At 74.3% G+C, this 16,353-nt stretch carries 17 protein-coding genes and 1 tRNA gene; 15 read left to right on the forward strand and 3 right to left on the reverse strand.

Annotation, left to right across the window (positions count from 1 at the left end; translation table 11 throughout):
- Positions 1 to 3 precede the first annotated feature (3 nt).
- From proB to AB1207_RS00290, 3 genes are read left to right on the forward strand one after another with little or no spacing between them, the layout of a single operon-like run.
- The gene (proB, locus tag AB1207_RS00280; protein ID WP_367636133.1) at positions 4 to 1,116 is read left to right on the forward strand and encodes a glutamate 5-kinase; all 1,113 of its coding nucleotides are present in this window, start codon (positions 4 to 6) and stop codon (positions 1,114 to 1,116) included.
- 37 nt (positions 1,117 to 1,153) lie between these two features.
- Entirely contained in the window at positions 1,154 to 1,540 is a 387-nt protein-coding gene (locus AB1207_RS00285) for a DUF8830 family protein (protein ID WP_367635775.1), read from the forward strand.
- Positions 1,541 to 1,597: 57 nt separating this feature from the next.
- On the forward strand, positions 1,598 to 2,899 hold the full coding sequence (locus AB1207_RS00290; protein WP_437178846.1) for a glutamate-5-semialdehyde dehydrogenase: 1,302 nt from the start codon (positions 1,598 to 1,600) through the stop codon (positions 2,897 to 2,899).
- 3 nt (positions 2,900 to 2,902) lie between these two features.
- On the opposite strand, the gene AB1207_RS00295 is transcribed toward AB1207_RS00290, so the two are convergent.
- Positions 2,903 to 3,895: a glycosyltransferase family 2 protein gene (locus tag AB1207_RS00295; RefSeq protein ID WP_367635777.1), complete on the reverse strand. Its 993-nt coding sequence runs from the start codon at positions 3,893 to 3,895 to the stop codon at positions 2,903 to 2,905.
- An 88-nt stretch (positions 3,896 to 3,983) separates the two neighbouring features.
- Between AB1207_RS00295 and AB1207_RS00300 the strand changes: the two genes are divergently transcribed.
- The 8 genes from AB1207_RS00300 (at position 3,984) to AB1207_RS00335 (ending at position 9,234) form a co-directional block, all read left to right on the forward strand.
- Entirely contained in the window at positions 3,984 to 4,142 is a 159-nt protein-coding gene (locus tag AB1207_RS00300) for a hypothetical protein (RefSeq protein ID WP_367635778.1), read from the forward strand.
- A gap of 17 nt (positions 4,143 to 4,159) precedes the next feature.
- Positions 4,160 to 4,813 (forward strand): nicotinate-nucleotide adenylyltransferase, encoded by a 654-nt coding sequence (gene nadD / locus AB1207_RS00305; RefSeq protein ID WP_367635779.1) that lies wholly within the window; start codon positions 4,160 to 4,162, stop codon positions 4,811 to 4,813.
- Between the two features lie 43 nt (positions 4,814 to 4,856).
- A complete protein-coding gene (rsfS, locus tag AB1207_RS00310; protein ID WP_367635780.1) occupies positions 4,857 to 5,237 on the forward strand; it encodes a ribosome silencing factor in 381 nt (126 codons plus the stop codon).
- Positions 5,234 to 5,866 carry a histidine phosphatase family protein gene (locus AB1207_RS00315; protein ID WP_367635781.1) on the forward strand — a complete coding sequence of 211 codons (633 nt, stop codon included), beginning with the start codon at positions 5,234 to 5,236 and terminating at the stop codon, positions 5,864 to 5,866. Before rsfS ends, AB1207_RS00315 begins: the two co-directional genes overlap by 4 nt.
- Positions 5,867 to 5,971: 105 nt before the next feature.
- Positions 5,972 to 6,044 (forward strand) — tRNA-Ala (locus AB1207_RS00320).
- A gap of 90 nt (positions 6,045 to 6,134) precedes the next feature.
- Positions 6,135 to 6,776 carry a TetR/AcrR family transcriptional regulator gene (locus AB1207_RS00325; protein ID WP_367635782.1) on the forward strand — a complete coding sequence of 214 codons (642 nt, stop codon included), beginning with the start codon at positions 6,135 to 6,137 and terminating at the stop codon, positions 6,774 to 6,776.
- 125 nt (positions 6,777 to 6,901) lie between these two features.
- Positions 6,902 to 7,822 (forward strand): shikimate dehydrogenase, encoded by a 921-nt coding sequence (locus AB1207_RS00330; protein ID WP_367635783.1) that lies wholly within the window; start codon positions 6,902 to 6,904, stop codon positions 7,820 to 7,822.
- 143 nt (positions 7,823 to 7,965) lie between these two features.
- Positions 7,966 to 9,234, forward strand: a complete 1,269-nt coding sequence (locus tag AB1207_RS00335) for an MFS transporter (protein ID WP_367636134.1) — start codon at positions 7,966 to 7,968, stop codon at positions 9,232 to 9,234.
- 7 nt (positions 9,235 to 9,241) lie between these two features.
- Here AB1207_RS00335 and AB1207_RS00340 read toward each other — a convergent pair whose 3' ends face one another.
- Positions 9,242 to 10,027 (reverse strand): serine hydrolase, encoded by a 786-nt coding sequence (locus AB1207_RS00340; RefSeq protein WP_367635784.1) that lies wholly within the window; start codon positions 10,025 to 10,027, stop codon positions 9,242 to 9,244.
- 127 nt (positions 10,028 to 10,154) lie between these two features.
- Positions 10,155 to 11,180 carry an LLM class flavin-dependent oxidoreductase gene (locus tag AB1207_RS00345; protein WP_367635785.1) on the reverse strand — a complete coding sequence of 342 codons (1,026 nt, stop codon included), beginning with the start codon at positions 11,178 to 11,180 and terminating at the stop codon, positions 10,155 to 10,157.
- Positions 11,181 to 11,254: 74 nt separating this feature from the next.
- Here AB1207_RS00345 and AB1207_RS00350 point away from each other — a divergent pair, with 74 nt between their 5' ends.
- From AB1207_RS00350 to AB1207_RS00365, 4 genes are all read left to right on the forward strand, one after another.
- Positions 11,255 to 12,100, forward strand: coding sequence for a shikimate 5-dehydrogenase (locus AB1207_RS00350; RefSeq protein WP_437178847.1), 846 nt, complete (start codon positions 11,255 to 11,257; stop codon positions 12,098 to 12,100).
- 108 nt (positions 12,101 to 12,208) lie between these two features.
- The gene (locus AB1207_RS00355) at positions 12,209 to 13,129 is read left to right on the forward strand and encodes a GGDEF domain-containing protein (RefSeq protein WP_367635787.1); all 921 of its coding nucleotides are present in this window, start codon (positions 12,209 to 12,211) and stop codon (positions 13,127 to 13,129) included.
- Positions 13,130 to 13,311: 182 nt separating this feature from the next.
- Positions 13,312 to 15,831 (forward strand): leucine--tRNA ligase, encoded by a 2,520-nt coding sequence (leuS, locus tag AB1207_RS00360; protein WP_367635788.1) that lies wholly within the window; start codon positions 13,312 to 13,314, stop codon positions 15,829 to 15,831.
- 11 nt (positions 15,832 to 15,842) lie between these two features.
- A complete protein-coding gene (locus AB1207_RS00365; protein ID WP_367635789.1) occupies positions 15,843 to 16,346 on the forward strand; it encodes a GNAT family N-acetyltransferase in 504 nt (167 codons plus the stop codon).
- Positions 16,347 to 16,353 lie beyond the last annotated feature (7 nt).

Raw genomic sequence — 16,353 nt, forward strand, 5'->3', positions numbered from 1 at the left:
GACCTGGCCTCGGCCCGCCGTGTCGTCGTCAAGGTGGGGTCGTCCTCGCTGACGACCGCGGCCGGGGGGCTGGACGCCTCCCGCCTCGACGCCCTCGTCGACGTCCTGGCCCAGCGCCGGCTCGCGGGCGGGGACGTCGTCCTCGTCTCCTCCGGTGCGATCGCCGCGGGGCTGGCGCCGCTGGGCCTGTCCAAGCGCCCGCGGGACCTGGCCAGCCAGCAGGCGGCGGCCAGCGTCGGCCAGGGGCTGCTCCTCGCGGAGTACGCGCGCGCCTTCGGCCGCGCCGGGCTGACGGTCGGGCAGGTGCTGCTGACGGCCGAGGACGTGGTGCGCCGCACCCACTACGGCAACGCGCAGCGGACGCTGGAGCGGCTGCTGACCCTGGGGGTCGTGCCCGTCGTCAACGAGAACGACACCGTCGCGACCCACGAGATCCGCTTCGGCGACAACGACCGGCTGGCCGCGCTCGTGGCGCACCTCGTGCGCGCCGACGCGCTCGTCCTGCTCTCCGACGTCGACGCCCTCTACGACGCACCGCCCTCGCGACCGGGGGCGCAGCGCATCGCGCACGTGCGGGGACCGGAGGACCTGTCGGGGGTGACGGTCGGTTCCGCGGGCGCGGCGGGGGTCGGCACGGGCGGCATGACGACCAAGGTCGAGGCCGCCGGCATCGCCACCTCCGCGGGCGTGCCGACGCTCGTGACGGCGGCGGCGCTGGCCGCACCGGCCCTGGCGGGCCAGGACGTGGGGACGTGGTTCTCGGTGCCGCCCGCGAAGTCGGCCCGGCGCAGCACCCGGCAGCTCTGGCTCGCGCACGCGGCGGCCCCCACGGGTCGTCTCGTGCTGGACGAGGGGGCCGTGCGCGCGGTGCGGTCCAACCGCTCCTCGTTGCTGCCCGCGGGTGTGGTGGGGCTGTCGGGCCGGTTCCGTGCGGGTGACCCCGTCGACCTGGTCGACGGAAACGGCCACGCCGTGGCCCGCGGGCTGGTGAACTACTCCTCGGAGGAGTTGCCGGACCTGCTCGGGCGCACGACGCGCGAGCTCGCCCGGCAGTGGGGTCCGGCGTACGAGCGCGAGGTCGTGCACCGGGACCACCTGGTCCTCCTGGGTCGCTGAAGCAGCGGGTGGCCGGTACCGGACGAAGGGACCGTGGGTGGGCGAGTCGTTGCCCTTGTGGTCGGTGACGCTGACGGTGGCGGGACACGCCACCGACGTCGCGGAGGTGCGGTCGGCGCTGGACCGGCTGCTGGTCGAGCACCCGTTCCTGTCGAGCGTGCGCTACAGCGGCACCCGCGCCGAGCTGCGCTACTGGGACGAGGCCCGCGACGTCGACGACGCCGCGGCCATGGCGTTGCGGTTGTGGCCCGAGCACCGGGTCAGCGCGGGTCTGCCGGACTGGTCGGTCGTCGGCATCGAGGTGGTCGACCGCGCGACGGTCGAGCACCGCGCCGAGGCGCAGGCCGCGTCCCGGCACCGGCGCGGCGTGCCCGTCCGCCGGGCCCGCACGCTCGACCTCATCGGGGACATCGCGCCCTGGTGAGGCCCACCCGGGGGCGTTCGGGAAAGGATCGTTCAACAATTCCCGTCCGCGGATAGGCTGGCCGGCATGACCGTCGCCGCGACCCCCGACACCTCGCTGCAGGACGCCGTCCTCGACGTCTGCCGCCGCGCCAAGGTCGCCTCCCGACCGTTGCGGGTCGCCACGCGGGCGACCAAGGACGCTGCGCTGCAGGCGATCGCGGACGCCCTCGAGGCGGCGACGGAGCGCATCGTCGCGGCCAACGAGCTCGACCTCGCCCGCGGTCGCGCCAACGGCACGTCCGAGCACCTGCTCGACCGGCTGTCCCTCGACCCCGCCCGGATCGCCGCGATCGCCGGTGCCGTGCGCGAGGTCGCGGCCCTGCCCGACCCCGTGGGCGAGGTCGTGCGCGGGTCGACCCTGCCGAACGGGCTGCGCCTGCGGCAGCTGCGCGTGCCGATGGGCGTGCTCGGCGTGGTCTACGAGGCGCGCCCCAACGTCACGGTCGACGTGGCAGTCCTGGCCCTCAAGAGCGGCAACGCCGTCGTCCTGCGCGGCGGCTCCGCGGCGCTGGAGTCCAACACCGTGCTCGTCGACGTGGTCCGGGGCGCGCTGGAGTCCGCGGGCCTGCCCGCCGACGCGGTCACGAGCATCGACGAGCACGGCCGCGACGGCGTCGGCGTCCTGCTGACCGCGCGCGGGCTGGTCGACCTGCTCGTCCCGCGCGGCGGGGCCGACCTCATCCAGCGCGTCGTGCGCGAGGCGACCGTGCCCGTCATCGAGACGGGCGTCGGCAACTGCCACGTCTACGTCGACGCCTCGGCCGACCTGCGCCAGGCCGTCGACGTCGTCCTCAACGCCAAGACGTCGCGGCCGAGCGTCTGCAACGCGGCCGAGACGGTCCTGGTGCACTCGGCTCTCGCCACCGACTTCCTGCCGACGTTGCTCACCGCCCTGCACGAGGCCGGGGTCGTCCTGCACGCCGACGAGCGGTCCCAGCAGGCCGCGCGCGTCGCGGGTGTCCCGGCGCAGGCCGTGACGGACGCCGACTGGGCCGCGGAGTTCCACGGCCTCGAGATCGCCGTCGGGGTCGTCGACTCCGTGCAGGACGCCGTGGAGCACATCGGCCGGTGGACCTCGGCGCACACCGAGGCCGTCCTGGCCACCGACGTGCGCGTCACCGACTACTTCTGCGCCGCGGTCGACTCCGCCGTGGTGGCCGTCAACGCCTCGACCCGCTTCACCGACGGGGGCGAGTTCGGCCTCGGGGCCGAGGTCGGGATCTCCACGCAGAAGCTGCACGCCCGCGGTCCGATGGGGCTGGGCGAGCTCACCACGACGACGTGGCAGGTCCTCGGCGACGGCCACGTGCGGGTCTGAGGGTCACGGGCCCTCCTCGAGGGAGTCGCTCGCCACGAGGTACGTGGGCCGTTGCTGGAGCTGGACGTACAGCCGGCCCACGTACTCCCCGAGCACGCCCAGGCACAGCAGCTGCAGCGTGCCGACGCCCGCGACGACGGCCAGCGTCGACGTCCAGCCCGGCACCGTCTGGCCGAGGGCGAACGACACGAGCGCGTAGAGGAGCAGCAGCGACGTCAGCAGCGCGCCGCCGAGCCCGAAGAACGAGGCCAGCCGCAGCGGGGCCGTCGACGAGCCCGTGATGGCGTCCAGCGACAGCCGCAGCATCCGCGTCAGCGGGTACTTCGTCCGCCCGGCGCTGCGGGCCTCGCGCGCGTAGCCGACGGTCGTGGACGCGAAGCCGAGCTCGGGGATGACCAGCCGCAGGACGCGGTGGGCCTCCGGGAGCTGCAGGACGGTGTCGACGACCGTGCGGTGGGTGAAGCGGAAGTCGCCCGCCTGCTCGGGCGCGCGACCGCCCAGGGTCCGCACGAGCCGGTAGAACGCCGCCGCCGTCAGCCGCTTGAGGCGCGAGTCCACCGACCGGTCCTCGCGGACGGCGTAGACGACGTCGTGACCGCGACCGGCGGCCGCGAGCAGGCGGGGGAGCACCTCCGGCGGGTCCTGCAGGTCGGCGTCCATCGTCACCACGCCGCCGCGGGCCCGGGCGCGCGCCAGCCCCGCCGACAGGGCCGCCTGGTGCCCGGAGTTGGCGCGCAGCCGCACCACCCGCAGCTGCGGCCAGTCGCGCCGCAGCCGGGCCAGGACCACGGGGGTCGCGTCCGTGCTGCCGTCGTCGACGACGAGCACCTCGTAGCCCCCGAGCCCCTCGGCCAGGAGCCCGTCGAGCACCGGCCGCAGGCGGGCCGCGAAGGCGGGCAGCACCTCGGCCTCGTCGAAGGCGGGCACGACGACGGACAGGGCGGGGGACAGGGCGGGGGACGGGGCGGGGGGCTCGACGGTCGGTGGAACGGACACGGGGTGATCCTGCCGCAGCGGCGGACGGGGAGGCGTGCGAGACTGGCCCCCGCTGTCGTCGTCGCCGTACCCGCAGGAGGATCCGACCATGCTGCACGCGCTCGTCGCCGAAGCCGCTCAGCAGACCCAGGAGACGCACGGCGCCGGCCTGCCGTCGCCCTACGTCTTCGGCATCGTCGCGCTCTGCGTCCTGGCTTCGATGCTCATCGTGACCGTGGCCTTCCGCAGCGTCGGGACCCGTCACTGACCTCGGTCGTCCCGGACGTGACCGGCCCTGCGCCCTCGCGGCGCCCCCGCCTCGGGGTCATGGGCGGCACGTTCGACCCGGTCCACCACGGGCACCTGGTCGCGGCCAGCGAGGTCGCGGCCCGCTTCGACCTGGACGAGGTCGTCTTCGTCCCCACCGGTCGGCCGTGGCAGAAGTCGCGCGAGGACATCGCCCCCGCCGAGCACCGCTACCTCATGACCGTCATCGCGACGGCGTCCAACCCGCGCTTCACGGTGTCCCGCATCGACATCGACCGCGGTGGGTTCACGTACACGATCGACACCCTGCGCGAGCTGCGCGACCTGCGGCCCGAGGCCGACCTCTTCTTCATCACCGGGGCCGACGCCCTCGCGCAGATCCTGCAGTGGAAGGACGTCGCCGAGCTCTGGTCGCTGGCGCACTTCGTCGGGGTGAGCCGCCCCGGGCACGCCCTGACGGACGACGGGCTGCCGATGGACGGGGTGAGCCTGCTGGAGGTGCCGGCGCTGTCGATCTCCTCCACGGACTGCCGCCGGCGCGTCGCCGACGGTCTGCCCGTCTGGTACCTCGTGCCCGACGGTGTGGTGCAGCACATCTCCAAGCACCGCCTCTACGCCCCGACGGCGGTGGACGGGCCCGCGGTCCCCGTCGTGGGAGAATCGACGGGCTGAACCGCCCGACCCGTCTGACCGCATGCTTGTCCCGAGGAGTCCCGTGCCCGCATCCGACCGTTCTCTCGAGCTCGTGACCGCTGCCGCGGCGGCGGCCTCGGACAAGCTCGCGACCGACGTGATCGCGCTGGACGTCTCGGACCAGCTGTTCATCACCGACGCCTTCCTCCTCGCCTCGGCGCCCAACGAGCGCCAGGTGCGCGCCATCGCCGAGGCCGTGGAGGAGAAGCTGCTGCCGCTCGGCTCCAAGCCGGTGCGCCGCGAGGGCGAGCGCGAGGGCCGCTGGATCCTGCTCGACTTCGTCGACGTCGTCGTCCACGTCCAGCACGTCGAGGAGCGCGAGTACTACGCGCTCGAGCGCCTGTGGAAGGACTGCCCGCTCCTGGAGCTCGGCGAGCCCGCGGCGAGCGACCAGCAGGCGTGAGCGCCCGCCGCGTCGTCCTCTGGCGGCACGGCCGCACCGCCTCCAACGCCCAGAACCGCTTCCAGGGCCAGCTCGACGTCCCGCTCGACGAGGTCGGCCGGGCCCAGGCCGCCGAGGCCGCCGCGCACCTCGCCGCGTGGACGACCGACGTCGGCGCCGTCGTCGCCTCGGACCTGTCCCGCGCCGTCGACACCGCCCGCGCCTTCACGGCCCTGAGCGGCCACGAGGTCGTCCAGGACCCCGCGCTGCGCGAGGTCGACGCCGGCGCGTGGCAGGGCTTGCTGGGGGAGGAGATCGCCGAGCGCTGGCCGCAGGAGCACGCGGCCTGGCGGCGCGGCGAGGACGTCCGGATGGGCGGAGGCGAGACCCGCACCGAGCTCGGCCTCCGGGTCGCCACCGCCGTCGAGCGGCACGCGTCCACCGTCCAGGACACCCTCCTCGTCGCCTCCCACGGGGCCGCGCTCAAGGCCGCGGTCGTGCGCCTCGTCGGGCTGCCCGTGACGGCCGCCGGGGCCCTCGCCGGCTTCCGCAACTGCCACTGGGCCGTCCTCGTCCGCCGCGGCGACGCGTGGGTGCTCGAGGAGTACAACGCCGGAGCTGCGGGGGCCGGGGTCGGCGCCGAGGGGTGATCACCGGGCGACGCGGGTGGTCACGACCACCGGCGTTCGTGCGGTATTGTTGTCCTCGTTGCCGGGGGGAAAGCCCGCGGGGTTGAGGCCCGGTGACGAGAGCAAGGGGCTGTGGCGCAGCTGGTAGCGCACCTCCATGGCATGGAGGGGGTCAGGGGTTCGAGTCCCCTCAGCTCCACCCTCGTGAAGGGCCCGGACTTCGGTTCGGGCCCTTCGGCGTTCCCGGGGGACCCGCGGGGCCCCTGACCTGCACGACTACGATCGCGCTGTGACGCAGCAGGAGGCGGCGCTGCCCGCGCGGGACGCCGAGCGGACCCGCCGGGACCTGCTCGACGTGGCCACCGAGGTGTTCGCGCAGGACGGCTTCGCCGGGGCCCGCGTCGACGAGATCGCACGCCGGACCCGCACGACGAAGCGGATGATCTACTACTACTTCGGCAGCAAGGACGGCCTGTACTCCGCGGTCCTGGAGCGCGCCTACCTCGGGATCCGCCAGGCCGAGCAGCGCCTCGACGTGGGGGACCTCGCGCCGCAGGAGGCCATGCGCCGCCTCGCCGCGCTGACGTTCGACCACCACGTCGCCCACGAGGCCTTCATCCGGCTCGTCGCGATCGAGAACATCCACCACGGGGAGTTCGTCAAGCGGCTGGAATCGGTGCGCACGGCCTCGGCGCCGGCGCGCGACCTCGTCGCCGAGATCCTGGCCCGCGGGGAGGCGGCGGGGGTGTTCCGCGGCGACGTCGACGCGCTCGACGTGCACATGCTCATCAGCGCGTTCTGCGTCTTCCAGGTCGCCAACAAGCACACCTTCGGGCACCTCTTCGACGTCGACCTGGCCGCTCCCGACCGCCTCGAGCGGTCGCGCCGGGTGCTGGGCGACGTCGTGGTGGGCTGGCTCGCGGCGCGCTGACGCACGGTTGACCGCGGGGCGGAGGTCTGCTCTACTCCCTGAACGTACCGGTTAGTCCATTGAGCACAGGCTCGACCGACCGGCACGGCAGGAGACCGACGAGCCGCTCGAGGGAGAGCCCGGCCATGTCCCACGCAGTGATCGACGCAGGAACGGCCGACGACCCGGTCGTCCCCACCCCGGTGCGGGGTGCCCGCCCCTACCTCGTGGGGCTCGTGGGCACGGGCGTCGGCCCCTCGCTGACCCCGCCCCTGCACATGGCCGAGGCCGCGGAACTGGGGCTGGGCTACGTCTACCGGACCATCGACCTCGCCGAGCGGGGGATCGCCCCCGAGCGCATCGGGGAGGTCCTGGGCTGGGCCCGCGACCTCGGGTTCGACGCGCTCAACGTGACGCACCCCTGCAAGCAGCTCGTCCTGCCCCACCTCGACGCCGTCGACCCGCTCGCCGCGGCGCTCGGCGCCGTCAACACCGTGCTCCTCACCCCCGACGGCGCCGTCGGCCACAACACCGACACCACCGGGTTCGAGGCCGCGCTGCGCAGCGAACTGGACGACGCGCCCCGCGGGGACGTCGTGCTCGTGGGCGCCGGGGGAGCGGGCGCGGCCGTCGCGGACGCCCTCCTGCGCTGCGGCACGGAGCGGCTCACGGTCGTCGACGTCGCCCCGGGCCGCGCGCGGGACCTCGCCGGTTCGCTCGCGGGACGGCACCACCGCGAGGTCACCTCGGCGGGCACCGCCGACCTCACCGACCTCGTCCCCGCCGCCGACGGCGTCGTGCACTGCACGCCGACGGGCATGGCCGAGCACCCCGGCACCGCCTTCCCGGTCGACCTGCTGCGCCCCGCGACGTGGGTCGCGGACGTCGTCTACCGACCGCTCGAGACGGCCCTGCTCACCGCCGCCCGGGCCGCCGGGTGCCGCACGCTCGACGGCGGTCACATGGCCGTGCACCAGGCCGTCGGCGCCTTCGAACTCATCACCGGGCGCCGCCCCGACACCGCGCGGATGCTCGCGCACCTGCGCGCCCTCGTGCGCGCCGACTGACTCCTGACTCCCGCGCTGCGCCCCAGCGCACCGCACTCCCACCCGTTCCGTCGTCCGCACCGTCGGAGGTCACCGTGGACAGCAGCACACCGGTCGAGGCACCGGTCGAGAAGACCCCCCGCAAGGCCGCGCTCGCCAGTTTCATGGGCAGCGCCGTGGAGTACTACGACTTCTTCCTGTTCGGTTCCGCCGCAGCGCTCATCTTCCCCCGGGTGTTCTTCCCCGACGCCGGGAACGCGGCCCTCGTCCTGTCGTTCGCGACGTTCGGCGTCGCCTACGTCGCCCGGCCGCTGGGCGCCGTCGTCCTCGGCCACTTCGGCGACCGCGTCGGGCGGCAGAAGGTCCTCATGTTCACGCTCGTGCTCATGGGGCTGTCGACGTTCGTCATCGGCTGCCTGCCCTCGCACGACCGGATCGGCTGGCTCGCACCGGCTCTGCTCGTCGTGTGCCGCATCCTGCAGGGGTTGTCGGCCGCGGGGGAGCAGGCCGGGGCGTCGTCGCTGACGCTCGAGCACGCCCCCGACGACCGGCGGTCCTTCTTCACGTCGTGGACCCTCACGGGGACCCAGGGCGGGCAGATCCTCGCGGCCCTCGTCTTCATCCCCGTCGTGGCGCTGCCCGACGACGTGAAGTACAGCTGGGGGTGGCGGGTCCCGTTCTGGCTGAGCGCGCTCGTCGTCCTCGTCGCCTACCTCATCCGCCGGTCCCTGCACGAGACCCCGCAGTTCCAGCAGGCCAAGGCGTCCGGCCAGATCGCCCGCATGCCGCTGGCGGTCCTGGTGCGCGAGCACTGGCGCGACGTCCTGCGCGTCGTCGGCTGCGCCACGGTCGCGGCCGTCTCGACCGTGTTCGGGAACCTCGCCATCGCGTACGGCAAGGAGGTCGGCGTCAACGAGGCCATCACCCTGTGGCTCGTCGTCGTGGCCAACGCCGTCGCGCTGCTGACCCAGCCGCTGTTCGGCCGGCTCGCCGACCGGATCGGCCGCAAACCCGTGTTCGTCTACGGGGCGCTGTCCTCGGCCGCCCTCATGCCGTTCTACCTGCTGTCGATGAGCTCGGGGTCGGAGGTGCTGACGTTCGTCCTGGCGGTCGCCACGTTCTCCTGCGGGTACTGCGCGGCGAACGCCGTCTGGCCCTCGTTCTACGGCGAGATGTTCGACGTGCGCGTCCGGTTCTCCGGCATGGCCATCGGCACCCAGCTCGGGTTCCTGCTGGCCGGTTTCGCCCCGAGCATCGTCACGGGGCTGGGCGGGGTGCGTGAGGGCGGCTGGGTCGTCATCAGCGTCTTCACCGCGATCGTCGCCGTCGTGGCCTCGCTGTCCGCGCTGACCGCCCGGGAGACCCGGTCGGTGCCGACGGCCGAGCTCGGCCGCCCGGTGCGCGCCACCACCCCCGGCGGGGTCCGCGTCTGAGCAGTGCTCACCAGGTCGCGTCGAGCCCGCCCAGGAGCGCCTCGACGACCCGGCTGACGGCGGCCTGCGAGCCGTCCTGCGCCGGCTGGCCGGCCCGCAACGTCGCCGCCACCAGCACCTGCCGCCGCTCCCGTCGGGCCACCCCGACGAGGGCGGCGGTGCCGTACCGGCCGCTGGCGACGGCGTGGGTGAGCGTCCAGCCGCCGCGCAGCCGGTCCGAGGGCAGGAGCGCGGCGAACCGCAGCCGCGCGGCGGGCTCGAGGACGTCCCCGAGCAGCACCGCCCCGTAGCCGAGGGCCAGGGCCCGCGTCGTGGTGGTGTCCCGCGGGTCCCAGGGCTGCGCGGAGCAGGAGTCCGGCGCGCGCCGGTCGATCCGGGTGCGCCGGTCGCCGAGGGCGCGGCAGAACCCGGTCACGGCCGCCGCGCCGCCGGCGCGCACGACCAGCAGGTTCGTCGCGGTGGCGTCACCGCGGCGCAGGGCGGCGTCGCCGAGGCCCGCCACCGTCATCCCCGTCTGCACGTGCCAGGCGCAGACGGGGGTCGAGCCCACGAGGTCGTCGGTTGAGTACCGGACGCGCTCGTCGAGGACGGCCGGCCCGTGGGCGCGCAGCAGCTTGGCCAGGGCCGTCCCGGCGGGCAGCGTCAGCACGGGCCGCAGCAGGTCGGGCCGGTGACCGGTGACGCGGCCGGTGAGCAGGTCGAGAGCCCAGGACGTCACCTCGTCGGGCTGGCCCCCCAGGGCGGCGACGAGTCCCGTGCCCGCCGCGGCCGAGACGACCGACCGGCGCGACACGGGCGAGGGTCCACCTGGCGAGACGCCCATCCCTCACCTCCCGGCCCGCCACCGTGCGAGGCGTCCAGGGTGCGCCCGGGGGGCGGCGCTGCGCCAGACCCCCGGGCGGTCCCGGTGCGGCCGTCCGTCAGCGCGCGGGCTGCCAGCCCAGGGCCGGGGCCACGTGCTCGACGATCGAGCGCATGAGGTGGGTGTTGTAGTCCACGCCCAGGGCGTTCGGGATGGTCACCAGGAGCGTGTCCGCCTCGCGCACGGCCGCGTCCTTGGCGAGGTCCTCGGCCACCTGGTCGGGGTCACCGGCGTAGGTCTTGCCGAAGCGCGCCAGGCCCGGTTCGCCGAGCGAGCCGACCTGGTCGACCGAACCGCGGTCGCGGCCGAAGTAGGCCTCGTCGAGGTCGTTGACGATGGGCATCACGCTGCGGCTCACCGAGATCCGCGGTTCGCGCTCCCAGCCCGAGTCCCGCCAGACCTGCCGGTACAGCGCGATCTGCTCGGCCTGCAGCTCGTCGAACGGGACGCCCGTGTCCTCCGTCAGCAGCGTCGAGCTCATGAGGTTCATGCCCTGCTCGGCCGTCCAGCGGGCGGTGGCCCTGGTGCCCGAACCCCACCAGATCCGGTCGGACAGGCCGGGGGACTGCGGCAGCACCGGAAGCTGCACGCTGCGGCCGGTCATGCGCGGGTTGGACTCGGCGACGCCGGCGCCGGCGATCGCGCGCCGGAAGACGTCGGTGTGCCGGCGGGCCATGTCGGCCTCGGTCTCGCCCTCGGCGGGCACGTACCCGAAGGTCGCCGGGCCGTGCAGCGCGGGCTCGGGTGAGCCCCGGCTCACGCCGAGCTGCAGCCGGCCGTCGGAGATGAGGTCGGTCTGCGCGGCCTCCTCGGCCATGTAGAGCGGGTTCTCGTACCGCATGTCGATGACGCCGGTGCCCAGCTCAATGCGGCTCGTGCGGGCGGCCATGGCGGCGAGGACCGGGAACGGCGCGGCCTGCTGGCGGGCGAAGTGGTGCACCCGCACGTAGGCGCCGTCGAAGCCGAGCTCCTCGGCGGCCACCGCCAGCTCGACGGTCTGGACGAGGGCCTCGCGCGCGGTCCGTGCGGCCGAGCCGGGGACCGGTTGGTAGTGCCCGAAGGACAGGAAACCGATGCGCTTCACATCCTCATTGAACCATCAACAACCGCGTCCTGTTCCATGATGGGGCGGTGACTTCCCCCGCGACCTCCCGCGAGCTGCCCGACCGGATCACCAAGGACACCCGGCTCTGCCTGTCGCTGTCGGGACGGCCGAGCAACCTCGGCACCCGCTTCCACAACTTCCTCTACGCCGAGCTGGGTCTCGACTTCGTCTACAAGGCGTTCACCACGGACGACCTGCCCGCCGCGGTGGCCGGCATCCGCGCGCTCGGCATCCGGGGGGCGGGTGTGTCCATGCCCTTCAAGGAGGCCGTCATCCCCCTGGTCGACGAGCTCGAGGCCTCCGCCGCCGCGATCGACTCCGTCAACACGATCGTCAACACGCCCCGCGAGGGCCGTCCGCACCTCGTCGCCTACAACACCGACTACCTCGCCGTCGCGGGCCTGCTGGCCCAGCACGGCATCACCCCCGCCGGCACGCCCGGCGCCGCCGCAGTCCTCGGCAGCGGCGGGATGGCCAAGGCCTCGCTCGCCGCTCTGCGCGACGCGGGGTTCTCCGACCTCCTCGTCGTCGCCCGCACCGAGGCCACGGGCGCCCCGCTCGCCGCGCAGTACGGCGCCCGCTGGCTGCCCGCGCTCGGCGACGTCCGGCCCGACCTGCTGCTCAACGCCACCCCCGTCGGCATGGCCGGTGGGCCCGCAGCGGAGGACCTGCCCGTCGCGCGGGCCGCCGTGGAGGCCGCGGGCGCCGTCGTCGAGGTCGTGGCCGTCCCCGAGGACACCCCGCTCGTCCGGCTCGCGCGCGAGCTCGGCACGCCCCTGGTCACGGGCACCGAGGTCGCCGCCTGGCAGGCCGCCGAGCAGTTCGCGCTCTACACCGGGGTCCGGCCGAGCGCCGACCAGGTCCGCCGAGCGGGTGAGTTCTCGCGGCGCGCCGTGTGAACCGCGCCCGGTCCGGACGCACCGGGGCAGCGGCACCCGCATGATCGAGTCATGTCGTCACCCGCTCGCCGTCTCCAGCCCGACCCAGGTGGTGCCGAGGGGGAGAGGGTGACCACTGCGCCCGGACCCCGCGACGCCGGAGCCGGCGACCCCGCCGCACCCCAGCCCGGAGCCCCCGCGGTGCCGGGCCCCGGGTCCGACGCCGCCCGCCGGGCCACCGGGGGCCTCGACGGCCGCGGCCGCACCGCCGCGCTCGTCCTCGTGCCCGTCACCGGGGGCGTCGCCGTCGCCGTCGCGGCGGCCGTCGCCTCGACGCTCGTCACGCTCGTCGTGGCCCTGGTCGCGCTCGGGGCCGTCGCCGTGGCGCTCGCGGTCGCCCTCGCGCTGACCGTCCGCGCCCACCACGAGGCCGAGCGCTCCGTGGGCTCGCTGCTGGCCGCCCTCGAGGCCGCTCGCGACGAGACGGTGCAGGACACGGTCACGGGTCTGCTCAACCGCCGCGGCCTGGTCCTCGTCGGGCACCAGGTGCTGGAGTCCGCGCGCCGCTCCGGCGGTGCCGTCCACGCGTGCATCGTCGAGGTCACCCCGGGCGTGCAGCTCGGCGGCGGCAGCCGGACGGTCGAGGAGGTCCGCGCCGCGCGCGAGGCCGAGTGGGCCGCGGCCGCCACCGCCCTGCGCGGGGCGACCCGCACGTCCGACGTCGTCGCCCGCGAGGGGGAGGGCCGGTTCGTCGTCCTGGGCCCGGGGGCGGGCCTGCACGCGCAGGAGCTCGAGCGCCGCATCCGCGTGGGCCTGGCGCAGAGCCGGCTCGCCGGTGGCGGCGAGCGCGCCCCGCGGCTGGCCGTCGAGGCCGGTGCGGCCGTGCTCGCGCCGTGGGACGAGGGCGGGGTCAGCGACCTCCTCGTGCGGGCCGAGCAGGCCCTGGCCCAGCGTCGCGCCCTGCGCCGCAGCGTCCCCCAGCACGGGTGGGGCCGTCGCCGCAGCGACCGCGGCGACCGCAGCGCCCGCCCGGAGCGTCCCGGCGCCTGACCCCCGGGGTCCCGTCCGCCACGGAGTAGGCTGTCCGGGTGTCCTCCCGCCGACTTCCCAGCCGGTGCTGAGCTGCTGCGACCTCGCAGGTGCTCGCACCGAGACCCCTCCTGCGCGAGGGGTCTTCCGCTGTCAGGGGCAGGTCGCAGGTGCGGGACGCACGCGAGCACCGGGAGGACGGGATGACTGACGTGTCGGTTGAGCAGACCGAGGAGCACGACGAGCAGCGCTACGACGCGTTCGCGCTGCAGGAGAAGTGGTTGCCGGTCTGGGACGACCTCAAGCCCTTCCGCAGCGGCGAGCCGGGCGACGAACGCCCCAAGAAGTACGTGCTCGACATGTTCCCCTACCCCTCCGGCGACCTGCACATGGGTCACGCCGAGGCGTACGCGCTGGGCGACGTCATCGCGCGGTACTGGATGCAGCGCGGTTTCGACGTCATGCACCCCATCGGCTGGGACGCGTTCGGCCTGCCCGCGGAGAACGCCGCCATCAAGCGCGGCCTGGACCCGCGGCAGTGGACGTACGACAACATCGCCCAGCAGCGCGCCTCGATGCGCCGCTACGCCTGCTCCTTCGACTGGGACCGCGTGCTGCACACGTCGGACCCGGAGTACTACAAGTGGAACCAGTGGCTGTTCCTCAAGCTGTACGAGAAGGGCCTGGCCTACCGCAAGGACTCCCTCGTCAACTGGGACCCGGTCGACCAGACCGTCCTGGCCAACGAGCAGGTGCTGCCCGACGGCACGTCCGAGCGTTCCGGCGCGAAGGTCGTCAAGAAGAAGCTGACCCAGTGGTACTTCCGGATCACCGAGTACGCCGACCGGCTGCTGGACGACCTGGACCGCCTGGAGGGCCAGTGGCCGTCCAAGGTGATCTCGATGCAGCGCAACTGGATCGGCCGCTCGACGGGCGCCGAGGTCGAGTTCGTCATCGAAGGCCGCGACGAACCCGTCACGGTCTACACGACGCGTCCGGACACCCTGCACGGCGCGACGTTCATGGTCGTGGCCGCCGACTCCGACCTGGCCGAGGAACTGGCCGCGGGGTCCGCACCGGAGGTGCGGGAGGCGTTCGAGGCGTACCGCACCACGGTGCAGGAGACCTCGGACATGGACCGGCTGGCGTCGGAGCGCGAGAAGACCGGCGTCGACCTGGGCCGGTTCGCCGTGAACCCCGTCAACGGTGAACGGCTGCCGATCTGGGCCGCCGACTACGTGCTGGCCGACTACGGCACGGGCGCCATCATGGCCGTGCCCGCGCACGACCAGCGCGACCTGGACTTCGCCCGCGCGTTCGGCCTGCCCGTCCGCGTCGTCGTCGACGTCCGCGACGCCGACGGGAACCCGCTGCCGGACCCGGCGCAGTCCGGGGAGGCCACGGCCGGCGACGGCGTGCTGGTGAACTCCGGCCCGCTGGACGGCCTGGACAAGAAGGCCGGCATCGCGAAGGCGATCGAGGTCCTGCAGGCCGAGGGCAAGGGCCGCCCGGCGAAGAACTACCGCCTGCGCGACTGGCTGATCTCCCGCCAGCGCTACTGGGGCACCCCGATCCCGGTCGTGCACACCGAGTCCGGTGAGGTGCCCGTCCCGGAGGACCAGCTGCCGGTGCTGCTGCCGCCGTCGGAGGGCCTGAACCTCACGCCCAAGGGCACGAGCCCGCTGGGGGCGGCGGAGGACTGGGTCAACGTGCCCAGCCCCGTCGACGGGTCGCCCGCGCGCCGGGACCCGGACACGATGGACACGTTCGTCGACTCGTCCTGGTACTACCTGCGGTTCGTCTCCCCGGACGACGACACCAAGCCGTTCGACACCGACCTCATCGCCCAGTGGGGTCCGATCGACCAGTACGTCGGCGGGGTGACCCACGCGATCCTGCACCTGCTGTACGCGCGGTTCATCACCAAGGTCCTGCACGACCTGGGGTACCTGCCCTTCGACGAGCCGTTCACCCGCCTGCTGAACCAGGGCATGGTGCAGATGGACGGGTCGGCCATGAGCAAGTCCAAGGGCAACCTGGTCCGGCTGTCGGACCAGCTCGAGGAGCACGGCGTCGACGCCATCCGGCTGACGATGGCGTTCGCGGGTCCGCCCGAGGACGACATCGACTGGGCAGACGTGTCCCCGTCGGGCTCGGCGAAGTTCCTGGGCCGCGCGTGGCGGCTGGCGCGCGACGTCACCTCGCCCGTGGGTGCCGACGTCACGACCGGGGACGTCGCGCTGCGCCGGGTGACGCACCGGACGCTGCACGACGTCGCCCAGCACGTCGAGGCGTTCCGCTTCAACGTGGCCGTGGCGCGCGTCATGGAACTGGTCAACGCGACCCGCAAGGCGATCGACTCCGGCCCGGGTGCGGCCGACCCGGCCGTCCGCGAGGCCACCGAGGTCGTCGCGCTGGTGCTGTCGCTGTTCGCCCCGTACGTGGCGGAGGACATGTGGTCCCTCCTGGGCCACGAACCCGCCGTCGCGCGGGCCGGGTGGCCGGCGGTCGACGAGTCGCTGCTGGTCGAGGACACGGTGACGTGCGTCGTCCAGGTCAAGGGCAAGGTCCGCGACCGCCTCGAGGTGGCCCCGGACATCACGCAGGAGGCGTTGCAGGAGCTGGCGATGGCCTCGGAGAAGGTCCAGTCGGCGCTCGCCGGCGCGGGGATCCGGACGGTCGTGGTCCGGGCCCCCAAGCTGGTGAACATCGTCCCGGCCTGACACCGGACGTGATGCCGGAACTGCTGCCCCCGTCCACCCCGCGGCTGCTGCTGCGGCGGTGGACGGAGGGCGACCGGGAACCCTTCGCGGCGATGAACGCCGACCCGGAGGTCACCCGGTTCGTGTCCGCCGTGGCCGACCGTGCCGCGTCGGACCGGTTGGCGGACTACGCCGACGGCTGCTTCGACCGCCTGGGGTTCGGCCTGTCCGCCCTCGAACGCCGGGACACCGGCGAGTTCATCGGGTTCGCCGGGCTGCACCGGATGCGCTGGTACCCCGAGGACGTCGAGATCGGCTGGCGGCTCGGGCGGTCGGCGTGGGGCCAGGGGTTCGCGACCGAGGCCGCCCGGGCGTGGGCCGACCACGCCCGGGGGCTCGACCTGCCCCGGCTCATCTCGATCGTCGACCCCGGCAACACCGCCAGCCTCGGCGTCACCCGCAAGCTCGGGATGGTCGAGGGCTGGAGCGGCGAGCGGGAGGGGCGGCCGCACGTCGTCATGGTGCTGGACCTCTGACGGCCGC

This window comes from Kineococcus endophyticus (assembly GCF_040796495.1).
Lineage (GTDB): Bacteria > Actinomycetota > Actinomycetes > Actinomycetales > Kineococcaceae > Kineococcus > Kineococcus endophyticus.